The sequence below is a fragment of the Tardiphaga sp. 20_F10_N6_6 genome, from assembly GCF_052076045.1.
Taxonomy (GTDB): domain Bacteria; phylum Pseudomonadota; class Alphaproteobacteria; order Rhizobiales; family Xanthobacteraceae; genus Tardiphaga; species Tardiphaga robiniae.
On record NZ_CP197239.1, the window covers coordinates 901,780 to 923,945 of the forward strand.

General features: G+C 61.3%; 26 protein-coding genes and 1 tRNA gene. 8 read left to right on the forward strand and 19 right to left on the reverse strand.

What is annotated here, in order from left to right; genetic code table 11:
• Positions 1 to 470: 470 nt before the first annotated feature.
• On the reverse strand, positions 471 to 785 hold the full coding sequence (locus tag AB7813_RS04185) for a hypothetical protein (protein WP_244628519.1): 315 nt from the start codon (positions 783 to 785) through the stop codon (positions 471 to 473).
• A 152-nt stretch (positions 786 to 937) separates the two neighbouring features.
• Here AB7813_RS04185 and AB7813_RS04190 point away from each other — a divergent pair, with 152 nt between their 5' ends.
• Entirely contained in the window at positions 938 to 1,267 is a 330-nt protein-coding gene (locus AB7813_RS04190; protein WP_439083431.1) for a hypothetical protein, read from the forward strand.
• Between the two features lie 65 nt (positions 1,268 to 1,332).
• On the opposite strand, the gene AB7813_RS04195 is transcribed toward AB7813_RS04190, so the two are convergent.
• From AB7813_RS04195 to AB7813_RS04220, 6 genes are all read right to left on the reverse strand, one after another.
• Positions 1,333 to 1,686 carry a response regulator gene (locus AB7813_RS04195; RefSeq protein ID WP_175368981.1) on the reverse strand — a complete coding sequence of 118 codons (354 nt, stop codon included), beginning with the start codon at positions 1,684 to 1,686 and terminating at the stop codon, positions 1,333 to 1,335.
• Positions 1,687 to 1,752: 66 nt separating this feature from the next.
• Positions 1,753 to 1,929, reverse strand: a complete 177-nt coding sequence (locus AB7813_RS04200) for a hypothetical protein (RefSeq protein WP_170849671.1) — start codon at positions 1,927 to 1,929, stop codon at positions 1,753 to 1,755.
• Between the two features lie 135 nt (positions 1,930 to 2,064).
• Entirely contained in the window at positions 2,065 to 2,679 is a 615-nt protein-coding gene (locus tag AB7813_RS04205) for an Isoquinoline 1-oxidoreductase subunit (RefSeq protein ID WP_439063913.1), read from the reverse strand.
• A complete protein-coding gene (locus AB7813_RS04210; protein WP_184516750.1) occupies positions 2,676 to 3,206 on the reverse strand; it encodes a (2Fe-2S)-binding protein in 531 nt (176 codons plus the stop codon). The genes AB7813_RS04205 and AB7813_RS04210 overlap by 4 nt, the downstream gene beginning before the upstream one ends.
• Positions 3,203 to 5,977, reverse strand: a complete 2,775-nt coding sequence (locus tag AB7813_RS04215; protein WP_439063914.1) for a xanthine dehydrogenase family protein molybdopterin-binding subunit — start codon at positions 5,975 to 5,977, stop codon at positions 3,203 to 3,205. Before AB7813_RS04215 ends, AB7813_RS04210 begins: the two co-directional genes overlap by 4 nt.
• Positions 5,978 to 6,017: 40 nt before the next feature.
• A complete protein-coding gene (locus AB7813_RS04220; RefSeq protein WP_439063915.1) occupies positions 6,018 to 7,106 on the reverse strand; it encodes a hypothetical protein in 1,089 nt (362 codons plus the stop codon).
• Positions 7,107 to 7,491: 385 nt separating this feature from the next.
• Between AB7813_RS04220 and AB7813_RS04225 the strand changes: the two genes are divergently transcribed.
• Positions 7,492 to 7,920 carry a DUF1801 domain-containing protein gene (locus AB7813_RS04225; RefSeq protein ID WP_120289627.1) on the forward strand — a complete coding sequence of 143 codons (429 nt, stop codon included), beginning with the start codon at positions 7,492 to 7,494 and terminating at the stop codon, positions 7,918 to 7,920.
• A 10-nt stretch (positions 7,921 to 7,930) separates the two neighbouring features.
• Here AB7813_RS04225 and AB7813_RS04230 read toward each other — a convergent pair whose 3' ends face one another.
• Positions 7,931 to 8,068, reverse strand: a complete 138-nt coding sequence (locus AB7813_RS04230; protein ID WP_439063916.1) for a hypothetical protein — start codon at positions 8,066 to 8,068, stop codon at positions 7,931 to 7,933.
• Between the two features lie 178 nt (positions 8,069 to 8,246).
• Here AB7813_RS04230 and AB7813_RS04235 point away from each other — a divergent pair, with 178 nt between their 5' ends.
• On the forward strand, positions 8,247 to 9,077 hold the full coding sequence (locus tag AB7813_RS04235; RefSeq protein ID WP_439063917.1) for an FkbM family methyltransferase: 831 nt from the start codon (positions 8,247 to 8,249) through the stop codon (positions 9,075 to 9,077).
• A 124-nt stretch (positions 9,078 to 9,201) separates the two neighbouring features.
• On the forward strand, positions 9,202 to 10,137 hold the full coding sequence (locus AB7813_RS04240; RefSeq protein WP_439063918.1) for a TRAP transporter substrate-binding protein: 936 nt from the start codon (positions 9,202 to 9,204) through the stop codon (positions 10,135 to 10,137).
• A 16-nt stretch (positions 10,138 to 10,153) separates the two neighbouring features.
• On the opposite strand, the gene AB7813_RS04245 is transcribed toward AB7813_RS04240, so the two are convergent.
• The 3 genes from AB7813_RS04245 to AB7813_RS04255 all read right to left on the reverse strand — a co-directional run bounded on the left by AB7813_RS04245 (position 10,154) and on the right by AB7813_RS04255 (position 11,269).
• Entirely contained in the window at positions 10,154 to 10,654 is a 501-nt protein-coding gene (locus AB7813_RS04245; RefSeq protein WP_439063919.1) for an FKBP-type peptidyl-prolyl cis-trans isomerase, read from the reverse strand.
• A 136-nt stretch (positions 10,655 to 10,790) separates the two neighbouring features.
• Positions 10,791 to 10,970: a hypothetical protein gene (locus AB7813_RS04250; protein WP_089264262.1), complete on the reverse strand. Its 180-nt coding sequence runs from the start codon at positions 10,968 to 10,970 to the stop codon at positions 10,791 to 10,793.
• A 137-nt stretch (positions 10,971 to 11,107) separates the two neighbouring features.
• Positions 11,108 to 11,269 carry a hypothetical protein gene (locus tag AB7813_RS04255; RefSeq protein ID WP_441227904.1) on the reverse strand — a complete coding sequence of 54 codons (162 nt, stop codon included), beginning with the start codon at positions 11,267 to 11,269 and terminating at the stop codon, positions 11,108 to 11,110.
• Between the two features lie 309 nt (positions 11,270 to 11,578).
• Here AB7813_RS04255 and AB7813_RS04260 point away from each other — a divergent pair, with 309 nt between their 5' ends.
• Positions 11,579 to 11,920: a DUF6481 family protein gene (locus AB7813_RS04260; protein ID WP_093758522.1), complete on the forward strand. Its 342-nt coding sequence runs from the start codon at positions 11,579 to 11,581 to the stop codon at positions 11,918 to 11,920.
• Positions 11,921 to 11,977: 57 nt separating this feature from the next.
• On the opposite strand, the gene AB7813_RS04265 is transcribed toward AB7813_RS04260, so the two are convergent.
• Positions 11,978 to 12,466 carry a cupin domain-containing protein gene (locus AB7813_RS04265; RefSeq protein WP_139285835.1) on the reverse strand — a complete coding sequence of 163 codons (489 nt, stop codon included), beginning with the start codon at positions 12,464 to 12,466 and terminating at the stop codon, positions 11,978 to 11,980.
• Between the two features lie 125 nt (positions 12,467 to 12,591).
• A complete protein-coding gene (locus tag AB7813_RS04270) occupies positions 12,592 to 12,834 on the reverse strand; it encodes a pentapeptide MXKDX repeat protein (protein ID WP_093759095.1) in 243 nt (80 codons plus the stop codon).
• Between the two features lie 250 nt (positions 12,835 to 13,084).
• Between AB7813_RS04270 and dctP the strand changes: the two genes are divergently transcribed.
• Positions 13,085 to 14,107, forward strand: a complete 1,023-nt coding sequence (gene dctP, locus AB7813_RS04275; RefSeq protein ID WP_093758520.1) for a TRAP transporter substrate-binding protein DctP — start codon at positions 13,085 to 13,087, stop codon at positions 14,105 to 14,107.
• Between the two features lie 27 nt (positions 14,108 to 14,134).
• On the opposite strand, the gene AB7813_RS04280 is transcribed toward dctP, so the two are convergent.
• From AB7813_RS04280 to AB7813_RS04295, 4 genes are all read right to left on the reverse strand, one after another.
• Positions 14,135 to 15,031 (reverse strand): hydroxymethylglutaryl-CoA lyase, encoded by an 897-nt coding sequence (locus tag AB7813_RS04280; protein ID WP_093758519.1) that lies wholly within the window; start codon positions 15,029 to 15,031, stop codon positions 14,135 to 14,137.
• Positions 15,032 to 15,063: 32 nt separating this feature from the next.
• The gene (locus AB7813_RS04285) at positions 15,064 to 17,076 is read right to left on the reverse strand and encodes an acetyl/propionyl/methylcrotonyl-CoA carboxylase subunit alpha (RefSeq protein WP_093759094.1); all 2,013 of its coding nucleotides are present in this window, start codon (positions 17,074 to 17,076) and stop codon (positions 15,064 to 15,066) included.
• A 2-nt stretch (positions 17,077 to 17,078) separates the two neighbouring features.
• Positions 17,079 to 18,683: a carboxyl transferase domain-containing protein gene (locus AB7813_RS04290; protein WP_089264255.1), complete on the reverse strand. Its 1,605-nt coding sequence runs from the start codon at positions 18,681 to 18,683 to the stop codon at positions 17,079 to 17,081.
• A gap of 166 nt (positions 18,684 to 18,849) precedes the next feature.
• Positions 18,850 to 19,155: an ETC complex I subunit gene (locus tag AB7813_RS04295; protein WP_089264254.1), complete on the reverse strand. Its 306-nt coding sequence runs from the start codon at positions 19,153 to 19,155 to the stop codon at positions 18,850 to 18,852.
• Positions 19,156 to 19,418: 263 nt separating this feature from the next.
• On the opposite strand from AB7813_RS04295, the gene AB7813_RS04300 reads away from it, so the two are divergent.
• Together AB7813_RS04300 and AB7813_RS04305 are read left to right on the forward strand one after the other, a co-directional pair.
• Complete coding sequence (locus AB7813_RS04300) at positions 19,419 to 20,603, forward strand: OpgC domain-containing protein (protein WP_093758518.1); 1,185 nt, start codon at positions 19,419 to 19,421, stop codon at positions 20,601 to 20,603.
• A 91-nt stretch (positions 20,604 to 20,694) separates the two neighbouring features.
• Positions 20,695 to 20,771: transfer RNA gene (locus AB7813_RS04305), tRNA-Pro, on the forward strand.
• 21 nt (positions 20,772 to 20,792) lie between these two features.
• Here the strand turns inward: AB7813_RS04305 and AB7813_RS04310 are convergent.
• Positions 20,793 to 21,272, reverse strand: a complete 480-nt coding sequence (locus AB7813_RS04310) for a DUF192 domain-containing protein (RefSeq protein ID WP_093758517.1) — start codon at positions 21,270 to 21,272, stop codon at positions 20,793 to 20,795.
• A 164-nt stretch (positions 21,273 to 21,436) separates the two neighbouring features.
• The gene (locus AB7813_RS04315) at positions 21,437 to 22,096 is read right to left on the reverse strand and encodes a cold-shock protein (RefSeq protein ID WP_170849667.1); all 660 of its coding nucleotides are present in this window, start codon (positions 22,094 to 22,096) and stop codon (positions 21,437 to 21,439) included.
• Positions 22,097 to 22,166: the final 70 nt, after the last annotated feature.

A 22,166-nucleotide genomic window follows, 5' to 3' on the forward strand; every position in this document is an offset into this window, starting at 1 on the left:
GAAACCTAGGACGTCGATGGCTCCCACAAAGCTCCAACGAAAAGCGATCGCAACAGCAGTTCAACTGAGGGCCATGTCTCGAAGGTGCAAAGAGTTCGCCAAATTCGTCGGATTTCGGTCAGTATCAGATCGGCTGAATGTTTTGGCGGCGAAATACCAGGAAGAAGCTTGGCAGGTTGAGGAACGCGCTGGACTGCACTTGAACGGAGGGGATCCCGACGAGCCCTCGAGCGGATAGATTTCAGGCGAGAAGGTCTGACCATGGCCTGGAATGCCGGCGGCCGATTTACTGATGGAAGCCCAAGCGATCGCGTCATGCGACGAGCCGGTTACATGCGGCCGCGACACAGCACCAAGTAGATTACGCTCTGTCGCTCGCGGAACACTGCACGTTCTTGGCAAGAGTAGAACGTGCTCGACAGCCTAAGCGATGAATGCCCCGCGTGCTGAAGGCCGGTTCGTCATGAACATCAGCAGTCGCTGCCTTGAGCCTTCGCCCCGTCGGCCTGCTGCGCCGCAGTTGGCTTCCCTTGCATTTGCTTCTGGGCATCCTCAGATGAAGCAGGAATATTCCCGGACTGCTGGTTCATGGCGCTCGTCGGCGGGTGCTGATCAGTTTTGGAATTTGCACCGACCGTCGAGCCGGTGTTGCCTGGAGTCGGGCCCGAACCAGCGTCGCGCATTTCAGTCGTTTTGCTGGTGTTGCATGGACCCGCTTGGACCGACGCGCTACCGAGACCCAGCGTGGCTGCACAAACTAGTACAACTTGGCGTGTTACTTTCATCTGCCTCTCCCTTGGGTAAGACCGGCATAGCCACGCCCTCGCGAGGATGCCGGCCTTTGCCTTAACCGGCCCGATGACGCCAAGTTCCGAACTCGCTCGGAAACTGAGGCCGCGGATACCTTCTTGATAAAGAGCCTGAGGCGACGCGACAGATGCGTCGCTTTTCCGCACGATCGTATGCCCTTAGGAGAGTTCACTTAGCTCACATCAAGCCCAGCTGCGGCGCGCGCGACTTCGCCAAATTAGCCGGCCTTGACACGGCCGCCTTTGAGGCGCCGAACATTACAATGGCAAATAAAGCTCAATTCTCCATTCTCGCTTACCAGCGACGGCCAGGATTCTGGCGTGCAGCTATTTCCCGCAAAGATGGAGCCGTCCTGACCATGAATGGCGTTGCATTGAAAAGCGTTGTCACGTCTGAGGATTTCCCATCAGAAGACGAGGCTTATACGGATGCCGAGAAGGTTATCCGTATGATCTAGGCAGAGGCTTCCACCAGCGCAGCAGACGCTGCGGTACCGGAATCGAAATTGCCGATGCCAACCACCTAGCGCATGTTCTCGAACGTCCGCATCGCAGATATCACCGCCGTGGTCAGGTAGGGCTTCGGAATGAAAAGCGCGTTGGCCGGAATCGTCATGGGCCTCGCTTTCCCAGTTGTGATAATGATGTGGATCGGTGGCCACCTGTCACGAACAGCAGCAGCTAGCTTGAGGCCATCCATGGAGCCGGGCATATCGATATCCGTGAATACGAGGTGGATATCCTGGCGGGCCTCTAGGACGGCAATTGCCTGATTGGCGTCGCCGACCTGCAAAACATCGAATCCTGCTTCGACCAATTCTTCGCTGATCAAATCCCGAATGAGGGCTTCATCCTCAACAACCAGCACTGTCGGCATTCCGAAACCTCGAGAGCCAACATGGCACTCCTCCTAAGTTAGTCAGCGTACAATCGTTCCCGATCATTACTTCGGAGACTTGAGATTGGAGTCCCGCCAAGCCCTCGAACGAGCATCCGCTTCGTAGTCTCGAGCTTTCTTCAAGTGAGCCTGCTTGGCATCGCCCTCGGGGAGCTTGCCAGCCTTGTCAGACTGGATTTTCCCCAGCCGGCGGTTTTCTTCAGCGTCGGGCACTTGCTTCATGACACACCTCCGGTTTTTTCAGACCGGATAATGGATTTCTGTTCAGAGAGTTCCCGCGTAACGAACATACAATCTGTTGGCGCCGGGCCAGTCTACAGAGACAAACGGGACTGGGTCAGAAATGGCGTCGCGGCGTCAGCCCGGACAGGCGGCGCCTGTTTTCGCCCAGGCTTCCACGAGTGCGCCCGCCTCCGCCTGTGTGCCCGGAGCAGGTGCACGTCCGTAACCAGGCGCCCAGGCCCAGCCGACCAGCGTATCCTTGCCAATGTGGTCGATGAGATCCTCGACCTTGCGGCCGCCATTGCGTGCGGGATCTTTGATCTGCGCGCAGATCTCTGCGACGGTCTTGCCTTCCCATGCCATCTCGCGCGGCGCCAGGTGCCATTCGTGATGACCGGGGATGCGGCCGGGTTCGAAATTGGCGTCCTTGTGACAGGAGTTGCAGCGCATCGCCGCGGTGCCGTGGCCATCGGACCCACGCGTCACCGGCGGCTGATGCAAACGGCGCACATCGCCCTGCCGCGGCATGTCGCCGGCGGGATGGCAGTTCACGCAGCGCGGATGCGTCAACACCTTGCCGAGTTCGGTAAAGATCGCTGCGGAGCGCGCACTGGTATCGGCGATGCCATTGAAACTCTCCGGGCTCGCCAGCCCTTTCGATGCGCCCTGCCCGGCCGCATAGGCCGTGAGCATGCTCATCCCGAGCGTCGCGACGACAACCAGAGTCTTGACGCGTGTCTCGGCTCTCATCCGCGCGGCTCCTGAATGAGATAGCGCTTCGCGTCGCTGAGGATCACATCGAGCACGGCCTCATGATACTTGAAGTAGCCGGTGCAGCGACACAGATGCCCGTCAAGCGCCTCGGCGATCCTCTCTTCAAGGCCCGCGCGCGGCACAGGCGTCCTGGCCATCTGCTCGAGCAGCACCTGCCCTTCATTGAGAAAACCGGCGGTACAGTAACCGCACTGGAACGCGAAATGCCTGATGAAAGCCTTCTGCAACGGCGACAGCTCGCCGTTCTTGGCGTGGCCCTCGACCGTGCGGATGGTCTTGCCGTGGAAGCTCGCCGCCGAGGTCACGCAGGTCGGATTGGTGTGGCAGGTGCCGTCGGGCTCGTCGACGATCACGACACAGCTCAGGCACTGCGCGGCGCCGCAGCCGAATTTGGTGCCGGTCATGCCCAGATATTCGCGCAGGAAGTCGTTCATGGAGAGATCGTCGCGCACCTCGGTGGGCGCATGGACCTGTCCGTTGATGGTGATGCCCAGTGTCGTCACGCGAGCGCTCCCTTGAGCATGGCCTGTGTCACCGGCAGCGCCGCGAAGCGGTGGCCGATGGCGTCATGGATGGCGTTGAGCAATGCCGGCACGATGGGGATCATCACCACCTCGGCCATGCCCTTCGGCAATTCGTCCGGTGTCAGCGGCGGCATCAGCTCAATCTCGACGTCGCGCAGCGACAGGTCTGATCCTCGCGCCACCAGATATTGACCGAGATTCCATTGCCCGTTGCCGGGTCCGCCCTCAAACGGCGGCAGCGTTTCCAAAAGTGCGTAACCGACGCCCATGGCGAAGCCGCCTTGTGCCTGGCCAATCACGACCTCCGGCACCAGCGCCTGCCCGCATTCGAATGCGGTATAGGCTTTGGCGATGCGCAGCACGCCGGTCGCTTTCTCGATCTCGACCCGGACTGTTGCACCGCATGCCGCTGTATAGGCCGTGCCCATCCGGTTGTTATCGGTTGGCGGGAACAACACGCTGGCACGGTTGATGCGCGTGAATTTGCCGGCGCCACGACGTAGCGCGAGCCCGTCGATCTCGGCGCGATACTGCTCGCCGTTAATGGGGAAACGTGCGCGTGCCCACGACCAGCGCGAGAACCCGTGCGCCACGGCGCCGGTGACCAGATTGCGTGCATGGGCCGCGGCGGCGAGTTTGTCCAACGGCAGCGACGGCAGGCCCGCCATTGTGAGCTGTCCGTCCTTCCACTGCGCTTTGGCAAAGTCCCTGGCGCGTGGATCGCGCGGGCCGATATTCCATAGCGCCAGCGCCGCCGGCCACAGACCGAAGCGGAAGATCACCCGCGCAGCTTCCGCCGCCGCATGCGTTCCGACATGGGCGCCGATCGAGGCTGAGGTGGCCGAACTGATCGACGGCACCCAGCGCGGATCCTTCTCGGCCTTGTCCTGAGTCTTCTGATCCATGGTGTAGCAATCGCCGGAGGTCACCAGCTCCATCGCGTCGAACACGCCGACCTGCGACACAGCCACCTCGTCAGCGATGCTGCCGAGATGCAATGCCACGCGATTGGCCAGCGCCGTGCCGATGCCGTTGCCCATCTCGACATGGTCGCAGAAAATCGCGATCCTGCCGTCGGGGCTGAGTTCAACGCGACCGTTAGAACTATCGCCGCCGGTGCCGTAGTCCTTGGTCACACAGGCGACGCCGGTGCCGACCAGTATGCCACTGGTCGCGCGCGCCTTCTCTGCAGCTCGTTGCTTCCAGATCGGGTGCTGCTCGAGCTTGTCGAGAACATCTAAGCTCCGCACCGAGACGATATAGGGATTGCCGGTCATGGTGCGGCCATCCTGCTTCAGGGCATTGCGTCGCCGGAAATCGATGGGATCGAGCTTCAGCGCAAGCGCCGCCTCGTCGATCAGAACTTCCAGCGCGGTCATGGTCTGCAGCGAACCGTAGCCGCGCATCGAGCCCGCGGTCACGCCGCGGGTATGCTCTGCCACAGTCGTCACATCGACCTTCGGCACGTCATAGATACCAATCGCGGCCGTTGCGGCGCAGGTGGCGACATTGGCCGAGAAATTGGCGAGACCACCGCCATCGAGCACGTGATCGGCGGCGAAGGCCGTGATCTTGCCAGAGGCGCGATCGACAGACATGCGCGAGCGCATCTTGATGGCGTGGCGTTTGATGCCAGCCTGAAATTGCTGATACCGATCGTGCGCCAGCCGAACCGGACGGTCCGGGAAGAATATCGCTGCCAGCGTCACATAGAAAATGAATGGCGTATGGTCGCGACCGCCGAAACCGCCCCCCACATAAGCGAATTGCGCGTTGATCGCACTCGGCTTGAACGGCGCCTTGGTTTCGCCAAGCAGAAACGCGATTGATTCGGCCGCTTCATACGGCGACTGCACGCCCAGCACCAGTTCGAGCGCCTTGTCTTTTGCGCTGTACCAGCCGAGTCCGCATTCCGGCTCCATAAACATCGGATCGACAGACTGCGTATCGAAGGTGCGGTCCAGCACCAGAGCCGAAGACTCGCTGGCGGCGATCTCGGCACGGATCTGGTCGCCATAGACCGCAGCCTTCTCGTAACCGGCCTCGTTCTTGTGCGCGGTCGAGGACCATACCGGCAGCGCGGACGCCTGGGTACGGCCGGGTGTGACCCAGCCGGCAAGGACCGGCGAGTAGACATCGGGCGCATCGGGCGTGGCGCCGGCAACGCGGGTGAAACGATACGCCGCATAATTCGGCATTACGATCGGGCCGGTCTCCTCGCCAAACTGCACGAAGGTACCATCGCGCAAGGCCATCCGCGCGCGGTCATAGGTGTCGAACTGCTCAAAGATCAGCAGCGCAACAGGCTGGCCCATATAGAGCGGCGTCTTGCCGACGGGACAGAACAGATCGCCTTCATAATAGGCGGGAACGCGGATGTTGATCCTGGCGAGATCCGCCGCGGTGACGATTACCGTAGGCTTCAGCGCCCCGCTCAACCGCGCGAGGTCCATGCCAAGATAAACATGAGTGGCATCGGGCGCGCGCACCAAAATCGCGTGCGAGGTCTTGGCCGGCCAGCCCGGCAGGTCATTCGCCCGGAAATCCGAGGCATAGAGTTTCGAGCCGGTGACCTTGGCGACGCCATCGACACGACCGGCACCGCCGATAGCGGGATTGAGCTTGCCCCGCCCCGGCAGTGTCTCGCGTGCCGGGAACGCCACCGGCTCCGCCGCAGCCAGATGCGACAGGCTGAGCGAAATACCGCCCGCCGATACCCATTTCATGAACTCGCGACGCGAAGTCCGCATGCTTCCACCCCTGATCGACAGCCGTCCGCCGCTGCGCCGATTACTTGAGATCGGCGATGGTGGCCGGCCCCGGCCCGGTCGTGATCAGCGTCGGCCACTGGTTCGAGCCGAACGGCACCACGGGCGGCAGGAACGGCGTCATGCCGCGCTTGGCGCTCTCGGCGATGATGGCAGCGCGGGCGTCGCCCCCCATCAATTCATAATCCATCAGGTGATAGTTGCCGAAGAACAGCGAGCCCACCGAGCGATCGGCGATGATGCGGGTCAGCGACTCCAGCATGTCGGCTTGCGTGGTGGTGAACGACACGGTCTCGATCAGCAGCAGACGATCGTTGATGGCCTCCGGCGGGAAGAACTGCGCCAGCACGCTGAACAGCACGTTGTTCTGCCGTGCCACATAAATCGTGTTGCTCGCGGCATAGGCCTTGTCCCAATCGGGACCCAGCATCTTCTTCCAGTCGCCCAGCACGGTCATCCAGTGATTGACCTGGGTCTGCGCGGCCCAAGTCACGTTCTTCGCAAGGAACGGCGCCTGCTTCTTGCCAAATGTCTCCAGCACATCGAAGGGGATGACGCCCTTGGCGATGCACTCGTCCATGAAAGCCAGATTGTTCTGCAGAATGGTGCGGTTGTTGTCGCGCCAGTCGGCCTGCATCGGCGTGAGATCGAGGCCATCCAGCGCCGACTGCATGCGGCTGCGATAGGCCTTCATCGAGCCGAGCCAGGATTTGTTGTCGGGATTGTTCACATAGGGGCCGACCACCTCGGCCAGCGCCATGGTGCTGTGCCCGACCGACTTGAGCAGCTGATAGACCATCGGCACCGAGGGCGCGTCGAGCGGCGGTTTGCCGGGCTGATACAGCGTGAATTTGCCGCCGGCGCCGGAGAACAGGCCGAGGATCACGGGATGCTTGGCAAGAATATTGGTGCGGAAGACTTTGGCTGCGTCGCCGTAGAGCTCGAACATGCCGGTGTTGAGCGCGAGCATGTCCTTGGTGGCGGTCTCGGCAGGCGTTGTCGCGGTGAGCCCGGAAATCGGCGCCATATAGGATGGCAGCGTCTGGGCATGGGCGGCGCCGACGCCCCCCAACAGGACAGCTGCGAGAGCGACAGCGTGGCGATACGTCATATCCGGACTCCTCCGAGTCATCTTGGCGACTGCTACTGTCACGACTAACGCAGCACATCTTAAAAATCTGCCTTTCCATTCAGCAGAAATGGTCGCGACATAGTTGACGACAGCAAACACGCCGTGACGGGCGGAATGCTCTCGAACGCGACTGAACTGGATAAGAAAAACGCTACGAATCACGCAAAGCGCCGGTGACTCAAGGCTATACGCAATTTAGTGACACCGGAATTGGTTCGCGATCCGGAATACGCAATACGCAGCGATTTCTCGTCCGCCTGTGGTGGAAGGCTGGACGCCGGAAACAGGCCGGGGTTATTTTCACGACACGTAGATAAGCACCACCAACACGGCTATATGGCGCCGGACGTCTGAGGGGGAGCGCATGGCAAAAAAGACGTCCAGCACATCGACGGAGATCAACGAGGCAGGTTCTCCCTCCGCGCAGATCGACACGAAGATCAAGGAGCTGGGTGACTGGCGCGGCGAGATGCTCGCTCGCGTCCGAAAGGTCATCAAGCAGGCTGTCCCGGACGTGGTCGAGGAATGGAAGTGGCGCGGCGTTCCGGTCTGGGAATACGCGGGCATCATCTGCACCGGCGAGACCTATAAGGCGGTCGTGAAGATGACCTTCGCGAAGGGCGCATCGCTCGATGACCCGTCAGGCCTGTTCAACTCCAGCCTCGACGGCAACACCCGGCGGGCTATCGATATTCACGAGGGCGACAAGCTGGATGAAAAGGCGCTGAAGGCGCTCATCCGCGCTGCGGTGGCGCTGAACACCTCGACAAAGAAGAAGCCAAAGAAAGTGTGAGCGTCGTTATTTAGCGACCGGCCGACAGGTCGTAAGACATCACATAGATGACGATGGCGGCCAGGCACAGAACCACGCCGATCCAGAACAGCGGCGAATGATGGATGGGGCGGCGGCGCGCGGTGTCGTCTCTCTGTTCGTGCTTCATTCCATCCCCCATTTTCGGCGCAAGCGCCCAGACCGTCCGAATTGTCGCGCGACGTTCTGACACACAGATCAGGCTCGCTGAAGCACGCATTGTCGCACCATTCGCAGGAAAGGTACGCATGCACGGCGCGATTCGACGCAACGATGATGGTTTATCCGCGCTGCTCCAACCAGCACGGATGACCGATGTCGTCGATATTGGCGCCAATCCCATCGATGGCGATCCGCCCTATAAGCCGATGCTGCAAAGCGGACTTTGCCGCGTTACCGGTTTCGATCCGCATCCGCAGGCATTGGCGCAACTGCAGTTAGGCAAGGGCGCGTTTGAGACCTATCTTCCTTATGCCGTCGGCGATGGCGGCAGCCATACGCTGAACATCTGCCGCGGCATCGGCTTTGCCAGCCTGCTGCAGCCTGAGCCGAAAACACTCACGCACTTTCCGAATTTTACCGAGCTCGGACGGGTCGTCGACAGGCTCCCGCTCGATACACGGCGGCTCGACGATATCGCCGAGATCGAGCACATCGATCTCTTGAAGATCGACATTCAGGGTGGCGAACTGTCGGTGTTCAGGAACGGTCGCAGCAAACTGGCAAAGGCCGTCGCCATTCAGACCGAAGTCTCCTTCGTGCCGCTCTATGAGAAGCAGCCGGTGTTCGGCGACATCGATCTCGAACTGCGCAGCCTCGGCTTCATTCCGCACATGTTCGCGGCCATCAACAAGAAGATGATCGCGCCGATGATGGGCCCCAACCCTGCTGCTGCCATCAATCAACTCGTCGAGGCCGATATCGTCTATGTCCGGGATTTCATCCAGGCTGAGGCGATGGAGAGCGAGCAGCTCAAGCACCTCGCACTGATCGCGCATCATTGCTACGCTTCGTTCGATCTGGCGCTGAATTGCGTGCATCATCTCGCCAGCCGCGGAGCGGTCGCGCCCGATGCCAAGAACCGCTATGTCGCCCTGCTCCAGGCCAATCGCCCCAAAGTAGCTGGCGGCAGACTTTAAACTTCTCCGGTTCCGACGTAACATGGTGTCCGGCGCAGGGGACGCGCCGACGCTTGCATCAGATTCCAGCCAGGACACGGGGCAGACAATGCTTTCTCGGCGCCGACTTTTGCTGACTGCGGGAATGGCGATCGCCTGCCCTGCAGTCCTGCGCGCCGAACCGCTGAAGATGCGCCTCGCCCATAGCCTGCCGACCACCCATCCCGTCCACCCGGCCATGCAGCACTTTGCCGATCTGGCGCGCGAGCGTTCGCAGGGCGAACTCGACATCGCGCTGTTTGCGGACGGGCAGCTCGGTCAGGAAGTCGACCTGCTGTCGCAGGTACAGGCCGGCAAGCTGGATTTTCTGAAAGTCAGCGCCAGCGTGCTCGAACGCTTCCATCCGGCCTACAAGGTTCTCAACCTGCCTTTCACGTTCCGCGATCGCGCGCACTGGCTGAAAGTAACGAGCAACGAGGTTGGCAACGACATTCTGGCCTCGACCACATCGGCGGGTCTCACCGGCCTGACCTTCTACGATGCCGGCGCGCGCAGCTTCTATGGCCGAAAACCGATCCTGCATCCCGACGATCTCAAGGGCATGAAGATCCGCATCCAGCCGTCCGAGACGATGGTCAAGCTGATGCAGCTGTTCGGTGCCGAAGGCATCGAGCTGTCATGGAGCAATGTCTATGTCGCGCTGAAGTCGGGATTGGTCGATGGTGCAGAGAACAGCGTGGTGGCGTTGATCGTCGGGAAACATGCTGAAGTCGCAACGCACTACTCGTTCGACGAACACACCATGATCCCGGATGTACTGCTGGTAGGCGCCGGCCGGCTCAATAGCATGACGCCGAAACAGCGGGAGATCATCCGCGAAGCCGCCGCCCTGTCGTATCATCACATGAACAAGCTGTGGACCGCATTCGAGGCGCAAACGCGCCTGCAGGTCGAAGCGATGGGCGTGACATTTGTCACGCCGGACAAGGCCCCCTTCATCGCGAAGGCAGCGCCCCTCGCCGACATCTATGCCGGCGAGGAAGCGTCACGGACGTTACTGCGCAGGATCGCGCAGGCATAGGTTCGTTTGATCGGGCTTATTTGACGCCGAGCAGTTCGACGTCGAAGATCAACGTCGCATTTGGCGGGATCACGCCGCCGGCACCACGCGCGCCATAGCCGAGATCCGGCGGAATGATCAGCGTGCGCTTGCCGCCGACCTTCATGGTCGCGACGCCTTCGTCCCAGCCCTTGATGACCCGCGACATACCGATCGGGAATTCGAACGGCTCGTTGCGATCGACCGACGAGTCGAATTTCTTGCCCTTGACGCCGTTCTCATAGAGCCAGCCGGTGTAATGCATCACGCAGGTCTGGCCCTTGGCCGGCGTCGCGCCGGTGCCAACGGTGGTGTCTTCGATCTGGAGGCCTGAAGCTGTGGTCATGGTTTTTCCTGCGGCTGGCGCCATTTTCTGCGGCGCTTGTTTTTGAGGCGCTTGCGCCATGGCGGAAGAAAGGGAGACGTTGGACACGGCCACGATCATGGCCGCACTGAGCGCGACGGCCGTGGCTCTGACGGCACGCTGGGAGTTTCGCATCATGTCTCCTGGATGGTTGGGTCTGCGAGCGGCGCAGTCATGCCCCGTCATCGCACCGCAACGCAAGTCCTGGCAATGCCGAATCCCGAAGCCGCGATCCATGAAGATCGGTCAATGAGGATGCTTGAATCAGTCCTCAGTCAGGCTTGGAGCTGCGTCGGGCCAGCTGACCCTTGTAATTTTCAAGCAGCCGGGTCGCCAACTCTGTCGCCTCATCGCTTGCCTGGATTGAGCGACTGTCCGACATCGGCTCTGCGAGCGAGGCCGGATGTTTGAAGCTGAACGAGCGGATGACGCGATCGATGGCTGCTTGCATGGATAACTCCCGATGGCGACAGGAACTCCGCATTTCGCGGAAAGTTCCTGATCAGTCAGCCGGAGGGCACCGCAGGTTCAAGGCAGCACCACGGCCGCTGGAAAGCCGCAACATGGCCATTTTGGCTACAAATGTTGCTAAGCGCCTGCTTCTGCTGCGAATTGCAGCCCTTTGAAAGTCAGTCGCTTGGGGTCGCGAACGCCCGCCAGATACAGGCCGCGAATGAAGTGGGTCACCATGTCGCGATCACAGCCGGTCTGAATGACCACGGCATCGACGGCTGTCTTCTGGGCATCCATATCGGTCCTCGCGCCGCACAGGCGGCCTGCTCCGCGCGCTCCAAATCGCCGGATGACCAAAACATGCCCGATTCCCGGGATTTGCGGATATACGCGGATCACCCCGGCACAAGCTCCGCCCCAGCCTCGCGCAGGCCTCCTTGCCGGCAAATCATGCGTAAGATTGCCGTAAATCGCAGATAGTTGATGCGTTGCCGCGCTGTCGGCTGTAAACCGCAGCGGAGTTTCGGCCATTGCCTGGGTGTTTGCCCGGCTGCCGCACCCGACAATGACCCACCCCAAACCAAAGAAAGCGACAAGGCCTCGTTCATGTCATTTAAGGAACCCAGCTTCGCGGATCGCCAGAAGGCTGCGATCGAAGCCAAGAAGAACATTCTGAACAAATTCAAGGCAGCACCGGGGCCCGATGATCCTGCCGTGAAGGCGCGCGCCGCCGAGCGCGAAGCCGCTGCCGTCGCACGCGCGGAAGCCAAGGCCATCCGCGACGCTGAGAAGGCCGTCCAGAAGGCCCGCGAAGCCGAGGAAGCCGCCGCTGCTCTAGTCCAGGCTGCGCGCGAGAAGGAAGAAGCCGCGCTTGCCCAGGCCGCGCTGGAAGCCCAGCAGAAAGCTGCCCGCGACGCCCGCTACGCCGCCCGCAAGAAGCGTAAATAAGCACGAGATCAGCGTGCCATCATCCGATGGCACGCTGCCTGAATTGATTGTCCGAGGTCAGTTCGTTTTGCCGAATTGCGGCTCGTCGGGTTTGACGAATTTGTTGCCGCTCGGGCCGTAACCGGTGATCTGGATCACCGCGCCCTCTTCCCGTGTGCCGTCCCAATGCACCGCACCGGCGGGATGCACCATGTAGCCGCCGGTCTTCATCGGGATCGACTTTTCGGGCACGAAGGCTTCGCCCGTGCCGGTGTACCAGGTGCCCGACAGCACCACGACGTGACGATCTTCGGGATGCTTGTGCGGCTTGCTCATGATGCCGGGCGGCCATTTGATCCGCAGCACATAGATGCCCTGCTTCGAGGGATCGCCATAGAGCGTCGCAACTTCAACGCCGACACCGAACGGATTCTTCCAGACTTCCTCGCCCTGATTGATGCGCACAAAGCCCATCTCGTCAGTGGCGCTCCATGTCGTCGCGCTTGGAAAGAGCGTTGCCGCGATCAGACAAGTCGCCGCAACGACGAGGCGTCGTTCTTTTTTCATCATGGCCTCCCAGGCATTTTCTTGTGCGCGGAGGCTATGCCGAGTTTTCAGATCCAGCAACGAGCAGCGCAACATGACAAGCCCGCCGCACGGACGGGCCCGTCACAGCGATGCGGGTGAAGACGTTACTTCTTCATCATTCCGTCTTCCTTCTTCATCATGCCGTCTTTCTTCACGCCATCGTCCTTCTTCATACCGTCGTGAGACATGGCATCCTTCTTCATACCGTCGCCCTTCGACATAGTGTCCTTTTTCATGCCGTCATCCTTGCTCATCTTGTCCTGAGCGAACGCGGCAGGTGCCAGCGCAAGGCTGAGCGAGACGAGCGCGGCGGACACGCCGAGCGCAAACTTGGTGGAGATGGTCATGATGTTTTTCCTCGGATCCATTTCTGAAGCGCGACGTCTGTCGCTATGAACCAGACGTACGGAGGTCGCGGTTTGTTACGTCGCATCAAAAAAGTCTTGATGATGCATCCGATAGCCATTGCGTGCGACGCAACATCACTTGCCCGCCGGTTCGGATTGTATAAACGAAGGGACGCGCGGTGACGGAGCAACAGGACGCGGGCGCATTTTGTCCCGCCCGGCACCAGACGAACACTTTCAGGAGTTACGCATGCTGACTCGCCGCCACATCCTTGGATCGGCCCTCGCCGTGCCTGCGATCCTTCGTTGCGGTATCGGTACGGCGCAGGCAGCGACTACACTGAAGATCTCGCACCAGTTTCCCGGCGGCACCATCGATAACGGCGACTTCCGCGACCGTCTGGTCCGGACTTTCGCCGCCGCCATTGCCAAGCAGAGTGGCGGCGACCTCGTTGCCGAGGTTTATCCGGATTCGTCGCTGATCAAGGCAGATGCGCAATTTTCCGCCATGCGCAAAGGGACTCTCGATCTCAGCCTTTATCCCTTGCCTTATGCCGGCAATGAATTGCCGGAAGCGAATATCGGCCTGATGCCCGGTCTGGTCTCGACCTACGATCAGGGCTTGCGCTGGAAGAACCTGCCGATCGGCAAGGCACTGAGCGACATTCTCGCCGACAAGGGCATCGTGCTGCTGACCTGGGTCTGGCAGGCCGGCGGTGTGGCTAGCCGCTCGCGCCCGCTGGTTGTTCCTGAGGACGCCAAGGGTCTCACGGTACGCGGCGGTTCGCGCGAGATGAACATGATGTTGCAGACTGCCGGCGCACGCGTGCTCTCAATGCCGTCCAACGAAATTTACGCGGCGATGAAGAGCGGCGCCTGCGATGCCGGCATCACCTCATCGACCAGCCTCATCTCATTCAAGCTGAGCGAAGTCGCCAAGCATCTGACCTCCGGCGCGGGTGCGTCCTACTGGTTCATGCTTGAGCCGCTGATGATGTCCAAGGCTGTGTTCGACAAATTGCCGAAAGCACACCAGGATATTCTGGTCTCGGTCGGCGCCGAGATGGAAGCCTTCGGCAAGGCGGGCGCGCAGCAAGACGATGTCGAAGTGTCCAGGGTCTATGAGAAGGCCGGCGCCCAGGTCAGCGCGCTCGACGCTGCGACCGTCGGCAAGTGGCGCGATATCGCGCGCGATACGGCGTGGAAGGACTATGTCGCCAAGACGCCGCTCACCGCGAACCTCCTCAAGCTCGCGCTGGACGTCCCGGCCTGACCTATCCTGTCGTCCGCCAACTGGCTCTCAGCGCGTCTTCGCGTTGAGTGCCGAAGCGACACGGCTGACCGGCGGGCGGCCGATCAGAGCACTGATGGTGTTGGTCGCAGCGAGCAGCTTGTTCATATCGACGGCCGTCGCAATCCCCATGCCTTCCAGCATGTAGACCACATCTTCGGTGCCGACATTGCCGGTCGCACCGGGCGCATAGGGGCAGCCGCCGAGACCGCCGGCAGCGCTGTCGACAACGCGACAGCCTTCTTCCATCCCGGCATAGAGATTGGCCAGCGCCTGACCATAAGTGTCGTGGAAGTGCATAGCGAGCTTTGGCATGGGAACCGAGCCAGCAACGGCGCGCAGCATCTGCCGCGCCTTCGACGGCGTCCCGACACCGATCGTGTCGCCGAGTGAGACTTCGTAGCAGCCGAGATCAAACAGCGTCTTCGAGACATCGACGACCGCCTGCGGCGCGACGTCGCCATCATAGGGACAACCGAGAACGCAGGACACGTAACCCCGCACGCGGATGCCGTCGGCCTTGGCGCGCTCGATCACCGGCTTGAAGCGCTCGATGGATTCGGCGACCGAGCAATTGATGTTGGCACGCGAAAAGCCTTCCGAGGCCGAGGCGAACACCGCGATGACTTTCGCGCCGACCGCCTTCGCGCCCTCATAGCCCTTCTCGTTCGGCACCAGCACATGGAATTCACCGGGCAAATCGCGCACGCCGAGAAATACCTGATCCGAACCCATCATTTTGGGGATCGCCTTGGGCGACACGAACGAGCCGACCTCGACCGTATGCAGGCCAGCCCCGACCAAAGCCTTCACGAAGGCGATGCGGTCTTCGACCGACACCGGCGTCTTTTCATTCTGCAGACCGTCGCGCGGACCGACCTCGACGATACGAACCTGATCACTCATGCTTGTTTCAATCTCACACGTCTTTCAGAAGATCAGGCGCTCGGCTCGACTTCCGCAAGCTCGACGCCTTCTCCAACGATATCGCCAACCTTGCACTTGATGCGCTTGAGCACGCCTGCGAACGGCGCGCGCAAGGTCTGCTCCATCTTCATGACTTCCAAGGTCAGGATGGCCGCGCCCTTCTCAAGGGTCGCGCCCTCCTCGGCCAGCAGCGCCACCACAGTGCCCGGCAACGGCGCAACGATCTTGTCCTCGCCGACTTGCTCTTCATCGTCGCCGCCGAACGGATCGACCCAATGCATGTCGAAACGGCCGTGACGCGTACGCAGGTAGAGTTCGTGGCCCTCGATCACCGAAACGATGTGCGAGCGTGCTCCGTCCAGTGTCAGATCGAAATGCCCGTCATCGGCCGCAGCCGTCTCAAACCCCAGTTCGCGAGTGCCGATCGAAATCGTTGCAGGACCGCTGCCGTAATTCAACGTCACGCGCTGCTCGTCCGAACCATGCTTGAATTTGAACACCCGCTGGCGACGCCCGACCGGCATCCAGCCAGCCGTCAGCCAGGGCGAGGCACCGGCGGCCCGTGCTGCCTGCTCTTCGCTCGAGACAATGGCGGCGACGGCCGCGCATAGTTCGAGATCGCCGGGCACCGCCGAGTCCGGCGTCAACACTTTTAATTCACGCTCGATAAAGCCGGTGTCGATGGTGTTGGCACGCACATCCGGATGCGTCACAAGCGCCGACAGGAACGGCGTGTTGGTGACGATGCCGCGAATATCAGTTTCTTCCAGCCCACGATTGAGCCGGTTGATCGCCGCATCGCGCGTCGGCGCCCAGGCGATCACCTTGGCGAGCATGGCGTCGTAGTTCGGCGACACCGCATCGCCCTCGCGATAGCCAGCATCAATGCGCAAGCCGTTCGTCTCAGCGGGCGTGCGCCAGGTGCGGATCCTGCCGACCGACGGCATGAAATTCTTGTGCGGGTTCTCGGCGTACACCCGCGCCTCGATGGCGTGGCCGTTGAGTTTGATCTGGTCCTGCGACAGCGGCAGCTTTTCGCCGAACGCCACGCGGAGCTGCCATTCGACCAGATCAATGCCGGTGATCAGTTCAGTGACGGGATGCTCGACCTGCAGGCGCGTGTTCATCTCAATGAAGAACACGTCCTTGCCGTCAGAGACGAATTCGATAGTGCCGGCGCCGACATAGTTCACCGCGCCTGCGGCCTTGCGTGCAGCCGCGCAAACCGCCTCACGCTGCGCGCCGTTCAACGTCGGCGACGGCGCCTCTTCGATCACCTTCTGATGCCGTCGCTGCAACGTACATTCGCGCTCGAACAGCGAGACCAGATTACCGTGGCTGTCGCCGACGATCTGCACCTCGATGTGGCGGGGATTGTCGACATACTTTTCGATCAGCATGCGGTCGTCGCCGAACGCTGCTTTGGCTTCGCGCTTGGCGCTGACGATGGCCGGAGCCAGTTCAACAGCCGAGCGCACCACGCGCATGCCACGCCCGCCGCCGCCCGCTGAGGCCTTCACCAGAACCGGGAAGCCGATCTTGTCGGCTGCCTTGGCCAATGTCGCGTCGTCCTGCGCTTCGCCATGGAAGCCCGGCACCAGCGGCACGCCAGCCTTCTCCATCAGCGCCTTGGAGCCCGACTTCGAGCCCATCGCAGTGATCATCTCCGCAGTAGGTCCAACGAAGATCAGGCCGGCATCGGCACAAGCCTGCGCGAACTCGGCGCTCTCGGAGAGAAAGCCGTAGCCGGGATGGATCGCCTCGGCGCCGGTCTTCTTTGCAGCTTCGAGAATGCGCTCGATATTGAGATAGCTGTCGCGCGCACGCGCCGGGCCGATCAACACGGCCTCGTCGGCTTCCGCGACATGCAGCGCATTGGCATCTGCCTCGGAATAGACCGCGACGGTGCGCAAGCCCATGGCCCGCGCGGTACGGATGACGCGACAGGCTATCTCGCCGCGATTGGCGATCAGGAGCGTGCGAAAGCGGCGATATAAAGCTTTTGAGATTTCGGCTTTGGCCATCATCACATCCTGAACAGGCCGAAGCGCGTCGGCTCGATCGGCGCATTGGCCGATGCTGACAAACCAAGTCCGAGCACCAGGCGCGTATCTGCGGGATCGATCACGCCATCATCCCAGAGGCGCGCCGTTGCGTAATACGGGCTGCCCTGGGTCTCGAACTGGTCGCGTGTCGGCTTGCGAAACGCTTCCTCCTCTTCGGTCGACCAGGTGCCGCCCTTGGCTTCGATATTGTCGCGGCGCAGCTGACTCAGCACCATCGCTGCCTGCTCACCGCCCATCACCGAGATACGGGCATTGGGCCACATCCACAGAAAGCGCGGGCTGTAGGCGCGGCCGCACATGCCGTAATTGCCGGCGCCATAGGAGCCGCCGACCACCACGGTGAATTTCGGGACGTTGGCCGTGGCGACAGCTGTCACCAGTTTGGCGCCATCGCGCGCAATGCCGCCGGCTTCGTATTTCTTGCCGACCATGAAGCCGGTGATGTTCTGCAGGAACACCAGCGGGATGTTGCGCTGGCAGCAGAGCTCGATGAAATGCGCGCCCTTCAGCGAGCTCTCGCTGAACAGGATGCCGTTGTTAGCGATGATGCCGACCGGGAAGCCCCAGATATGCGCGAAGCCGCAGATTAGAGTCGTGCCGTAGAGCTTCTTGAATTCGTCGAATTCGGAGCCGTCGACAATGCGCGCGATGATGTCGTGCATGTCGAACGGCTTGCGCGCGTCGGCAGGAATGACACCGTAGAGTTCTTCAGCCGCGTATACAGGATCGCGGGGCGCCTGCATGTTCAGTGTGGCCCGCTGTGGTGGCTTCAGTGTCGCGACGATTTTTCGCGCGATGCCGATGGCGTGACCATCGTTCTGCGCATAGTGATCGGTGACGCCCGATTGTCGTGAATGGACGTCGGCACCGCCGAGCTCTTCCGCGGTGACCACCTCCCCGGTTGCTGCTTTCACCAGCGGCGGACCGCCGAGGAAGATCGTGCCCTGATTGCGCACGATGATGCTCTCGTCGGACATCGCCGGCATATAAGCGCCGCCGGCAGTGCACGAGCCCATCACGACAGCAATCTGCGGAATGCCCTGCGCCGACATCTGCGCCTGATTGTAGAAGATGCGGCCGAAATGGCGCTCATCCGGAAAGATGTCGTCCTGCTGCGGCAAGAACGCACCGCCGGAGTCCACCATATAGATACACGGCAGATTGTTCTGCCGCGCGATGTCCTGCGCGCGCAGATGCTTCTTCACCGTCATCGGATAGTAAGTGCCGCCCTTGATGGTCGCATCATTGGCGACGATCATGCACTCCCTGCCCGACACCCGGCCGACGCCAGTGATAACGCTGGCGGAATGGACATCGCCGCCATAGAGGCCGTTGGCGGCCAATGGCGAGAGTTCGAGGAAGGCCGTGCCGGGATCGATCATCAGATCGACACGCTCGCGGGCCAGCATCTTGCCGCGCGCGGTGTGCTTGGCGCGGGACGCCTTGCCGCCGCCCCCGGCGACCGCACCGAGCTTGTCCTTGAGCTCGGCAACCTGCGCCTTCATCACATCGACATTGCGTTTGAACTCGGCCGAGGTGGGATCGATCGTGGAGCGAAGCGACATCGGCTTCCGTTTCCTGCAGGGTCTGTTTCTTGTTTGCACGGCGGCCCGGCAACGGGCCTGCCATGATGGTGTCACCCCGTCGTGGCGGGACGCAACCCTAACTTTCGGTGCTGGTCAGGGTGAGATTTGGAGCGTTACGGAGGCTGATTTGCCCGCAAACCGGTCGTCAGTGCGACCATGGCTCCGAGCGGCGGAACGCAAAATTGTCGGCATAGGCGATGGTCCGGGGCGCACGCACCTTGGGCTCGATCACCTGATAGGCAATGCCTTCGCGCTCGCAGTAGGCGACCGCCTCTTCCTTGCTGTCGAAGTGGATGGACAGCTGCTGCTTCATGTCACCGGACGACGTCCAGCCCATCAGGGGCTCGATCACCCGCGCCTGCTCCGGCTCATAATCGAGCTGCCAGTCCTTGGTCTTGGCGAGGCCTGCCTGCATGGCATTCTTGGGGGCTTTGAAGATACGTGCGGTCATGGAATGCGATAGCCTTTTAAGGATGGGCCTTCGTCTCGGGATTAGCGTCTCGGGATCGGCCTTGGTCAGCTGCGACACTGCGACAAATTGGTGAAAACGGCGGGGCTGGTATATCCAATTGTCACGAATTTGATCCGTGATTCCGTCGTTTGGCGGCTTCGTTATTGTGTATATTCGTTCCACGGCGTCGTGACAATCGGGGCACGAAGCGGTCTATCTGATCTCGCAATTCGGCATCACGAAGGGCTCCTGAAGCGGCACCCATGGATATTCACGCCATCCTTCCCCCCAAAGGCCGAGACCTTCGGCTGGACCTGTTCCGCGGTATCGCCAACTGGGCGATCTACCTCGATCACATCCCCGACAATGTGGTGAACTGGGTCACCACCCGGAACTATGGCTTCTCCGACGCCGCCGACCTGTTCGTCTTCATCTCCGGCTACACGGCGTCCTTCGTCTACGCCAAGATGATGCTGGAGCGCGGCTTCATCGTCGGCGCTACGCGCCTCACCAAGCGGGTCTGGCAGCTCTATGTCGCCCACGTTATCCTGTTCGTGATCTACATCGCCGCCATCGGCTATGTGGCGCAGCGCTATAACGACCCCGACATCATCAACGAGTTCAACGTTGCCGGTCTGGTCGACAATCCGATCCAGACGCTGACGCAAGGTCTGCTGCTCAAGTTCAAGCCGCTCAATCTCGACGTGCTGCCACTCTATATTGTGCTGATGGGCCTGTTCCCGCCGGTGCTGTGGATGATGCTGCGCAAGCCGGATCTGACGATGCTGGCGTCGCTGGCGCTGTATTTCGCGGCACGCCAGTTCGGCTGGAATCTGCCCGCCTATCCCTACGGCGTCTGGTACTTCAACCCGTTCACCTGGCAATTACTGTTTGTGTTCGGCGCCTGGTTCGCGCTCGGCGGCGCGCTCGAGTCACGCTCGGTGATCCGCTCCAAGGTGCTGCTGTATTTTGGCATCGCCTATCTCTTGTTCTCGCTTGTCATGACCATGGCCGGTCGCTTCCCGGACACCGGCCACATGATCATGCCGGACTGGTTGTTCGACGCGTTCAATCCAAACGACAAGACCAACCTCGCGCCCTATCGCGTGCTGCATTTCGTGATCATCGCCTTCTTCGTCACCCGCTTCGTGCCGAAGGAATGGAAAGGCCTGGAGTGGCCGGTGTTTCAGCCGCTCATCAAATGCGGCCAGCAGTCGCTCGCCGTATTCTGCGTCGGCGTGTTCCTGTCCTTCGTCGGCCACTTCCAGCTGATGATGTCGTCGGGCTCGCTGCTGGCGCAAATATTCGTCAGCGCCGCCGGCATCGGCATCATGACCGGCGTGGCCTATTACATCTCGTGGTCGAAGAAGCAGGACAAGCCGTTGCCGAAGCCGGCAGCTCCAGCAACGTCAGAACAGCAGGCATCGCCGTCGAAAGCCGCAGAATAGACCCGTTGTCGAACATGGTGCGGGACAGGCGAGAAATCGCCGGCAGATGCCTTGCTGCCCCCGGCCTAAGCGTGTATCGACACCGCATCGTCGGGGTATAGCGCAGCCTGGTAGCGCGGCGGTTTTGGGTACCGCAGGTCCTAGGTTCGAATCCTAGTGCCCCGACCATCCCCCATTATATTCAATGACTTAGCGCTTCTTGAACAGCGGATGGACCACCTGGTCCCCGGGCGCGATTCCATATTTTTTGGCGGTGCCTGCGACCACTTCGAGAACAGCCCGTGCGGGGCCTCCCGATGAAATGATCTTGAGGGATTGTGGCTCGGTATTCTCCGCGATCCGGAGCACCCGGCCGTCGCCGGTAATGAAGACCATGTCGAGCGAAACGAAGGTGTTCTTCATCCACATGGAGACCTGCTGCTCCGGCGTGAAGTCGAACAGCATGCCGCGGCCGTCCGCGAGCTCCTTGCGGTACATCAGACCGGTCGCCCGCTCCTCGTCGGTCTTGGCGATTTCGACGGAGAACATCCGCACACCTGACTTGGTGACGATTTCGAGCGGCTGGAATTCGGCGGCTGCGGCTGGCTTGTAAGGGCCGACAAGGGCCAGAGCGGCGATCACCGCCAGCATCGAGAGGCGGCAGCGGGCGGCGAAGCGAAACAGACTCATGAAGGGCAATCCACGCAAAGAGCCCGGTCACGACGCCGGGCGGCGCGACCCTAGCCTGACGACGCGTGCCAGCGCCAGACGGTCGTGATGCACAGCCGCGTGATGGCCCTCGGACGGTAAGGCTGGCAGGAAACCCGCAAGAAACTTGGAAAACCGTAGACGGCTTAGTGCGACGAAAGACCCGGCGTACCGCCTTCGGGCTGGATCTCGGCAGCCATCATGCCCTTGGAGCCGGGCCCAAAGCGCACCAGCACATACTGGCCGGGACGCAGCTCGGTCATGCCGAAGCGGCGCAGGGTTTCCATGTGGACGAAGATATCCGGCGTGCCTTCGCCGCAGCTGAGGAAGCCGAAGCCACGCAGCCGGTTGAACCACTTCACCTGCGCCCGCTCGAGGCCACTGGTAGGCGTCACGCTGACATGAGTGCGCGGCGGCAACATCTGCGCGGGATGGATGGCAGTCGACTCGTCCATCGAAACAACGCGGAAAGCCTGATAGCCCTTGGACCGCTGGGTGCATTCAACGACCACACGGGCACCTTCATAGGCCGTCTGGTAGCCGTCGCGGCGAAGCACGGTCACATGCAGGAGCACGTCGGCTGCGCCATTGTCAGGAATGATGAAGCCATAACCCTTGGAAGCATCGAACCACTTGATAACACCGCTGATCTCGACGAGATCGACGGCGTTGCCTTCGCCGACACCCGCAAAGGGGTCGAGTGCGTCGCGGCTTGCGTTGCCTGAAAGCTCATTCCCTGGTCGCGGACCACCCGCTCCGGGAATCAGTCCCCCCAACCGCTTGGACTCAAATGCGTCCGACCCCATGGCCCCGGATCCCACTATCATTTGCGCTGTCAGCCCTGTCAGCGCCATCTCACATGCCCCATCGAAGCTA

Coding starts and splice junctions, on each gene's coding strand:
- AB7813_RS04230 (WP_439063916.1), bottom strand. CDS start 8,068: ATGAAGCACGAACAGAGAGACGACACCGCGCGCCGCCGCCCCATCCAT.
- AB7813_RS04280 (WP_093758519.1), bottom strand. CDS start 15,031: ATGAGTGATCAGGTTCGTATCGTCGAGGTCGGTCCGCGCGACGGTCTG.
- AB7813_RS04245 (WP_439063919.1), bottom strand. CDS start 10,654: ATGCGAAACTCCCAGCGTGCCGTCAGAGCCACGGCCGTCGCGCTCAGT.
- AB7813_RS04300 (WP_093758518.1), top strand. CDS start 19,419: ATGGATATTCACGCCATCCTTCCCCCCAAAGGCCGAGACCTTCGGCTG.
- AB7813_RS04250 (WP_089264262.1), bottom strand. CDS start 10,970: ATGCAAGCAGCCATCGATCGCGTCATCCGCTCGTTCAGCTTCAAACAT.
- AB7813_RS04220 (WP_439063915.1), bottom strand. CDS start 7,106: ATGACGTATCGCCACGCTGTCGCTCTCGCAGCTGTCCTGTTGGGGGGC.
- AB7813_RS04215 (WP_439063914.1), bottom strand. CDS start 5,977: ATGCGGACTTCGCGTCGCGAGTTCATGAAATGGGTATCGGCGGGCGGT.
- AB7813_RS04240 (WP_439063918.1), top strand. CDS start 9,202: ATGGCGATCGCCTGCCCTGCAGTCCTGCGCGCCGAACCGCTGAAGATG.
- AB7813_RS04225 (WP_120289627.1), top strand. CDS start 7,492: ATGGCAAAAAAGACGTCCAGCACATCGACGGAGATCAACGAGGCAGGT.
- AB7813_RS04190 (WP_439083431.1), top strand. CDS start 938: ATGCGTCGCTTTTCCGCACGATCGTATGCCCTTAGGAGAGTTCACTTA.
- AB7813_RS04260 (WP_093758522.1), top strand. CDS start 11,579: ATGTCATTTAAGGAACCCAGCTTCGCGGATCGCCAGAAGGCTGCGATC.
- AB7813_RS04235 (WP_439063917.1), top strand. CDS start 8,247: ATGACCGATGTCGTCGATATTGGCGCCAATCCCATCGATGGCGATCCG.
- AB7813_RS04310 (WP_093758517.1), bottom strand. CDS start 21,272: ATGAGTCTGTTTCGCTTCGCCGCCCGCTGCCGCCTCTCGATGCTGGCG.
- AB7813_RS04285 (WP_093759094.1), bottom strand. CDS start 17,076: ATGGCCAAAGCCGAAATCTCAAAAGCTTTATATCGCCGCTTTCGCACG.
- AB7813_RS04265 (WP_139285835.1), bottom strand. CDS start 12,466: ATGAAAAAAGAACGACGCCTCGTCGTTGCGGCGACTTGTCTGATCGCG.
- AB7813_RS04185 (WP_244628519.1), bottom strand. CDS start 785: ATGAAAGTAACACGCCAAGTTGTACTAGTTTGTGCAGCCACGCTGGGT.
- AB7813_RS04290 (WP_089264255.1), bottom strand. CDS start 18,683: ATGTCGCTTCGCTCCACGATCGATCCCACCTCGGCCGAGTTCAAACGC.
- AB7813_RS04255 (WP_441227904.1), bottom strand. CDS start 11,269: ATGGATGCCCAGAAGACAGCCGTCGATGCCGTGGTCATTCAGACCGGC.
- AB7813_RS04200 (WP_170849671.1), bottom strand. CDS start 1,929: ATGAAGCAAGTGCCCGACGCTGAAGAAAACCGCCGGCTGGGGAAAATC.
- AB7813_RS04270 (WP_093759095.1), bottom strand. CDS start 12,834: ATGACCATCTCCACCAAGTTTGCGCTCGGCGTGTCCGCCGCGCTCGTC.
- dctP (WP_093758520.1), top strand. CDS start 13,085: ATGCTGACTCGCCGCCACATCCTTGGATCGGCCCTCGCCGTGCCTGCG.
- AB7813_RS04295 (WP_089264254.1), bottom strand. CDS start 19,155: ATGACCGCACGTATCTTCAAAGCCCCCAAGAATGCCATGCAGGCAGGC.
- AB7813_RS04195 (WP_175368981.1), bottom strand. CDS start 1,686: ATGCCGACAGTGCTGGTTGTTGAGGATGAAGCCCTCATTCGGGATTTG.
- AB7813_RS04315 (WP_170849667.1), bottom strand. CDS start 22,096: ATGGGGTCGGACGCATTTGAGTCCAAGCGGTTGGGGGGACTGATTCCC.
- AB7813_RS04205 (WP_439063913.1), bottom strand. CDS start 2,679: ATGAGAGCCGAGACACGCGTCAAGACTCTGGTTGTCGTCGCGACGCTC.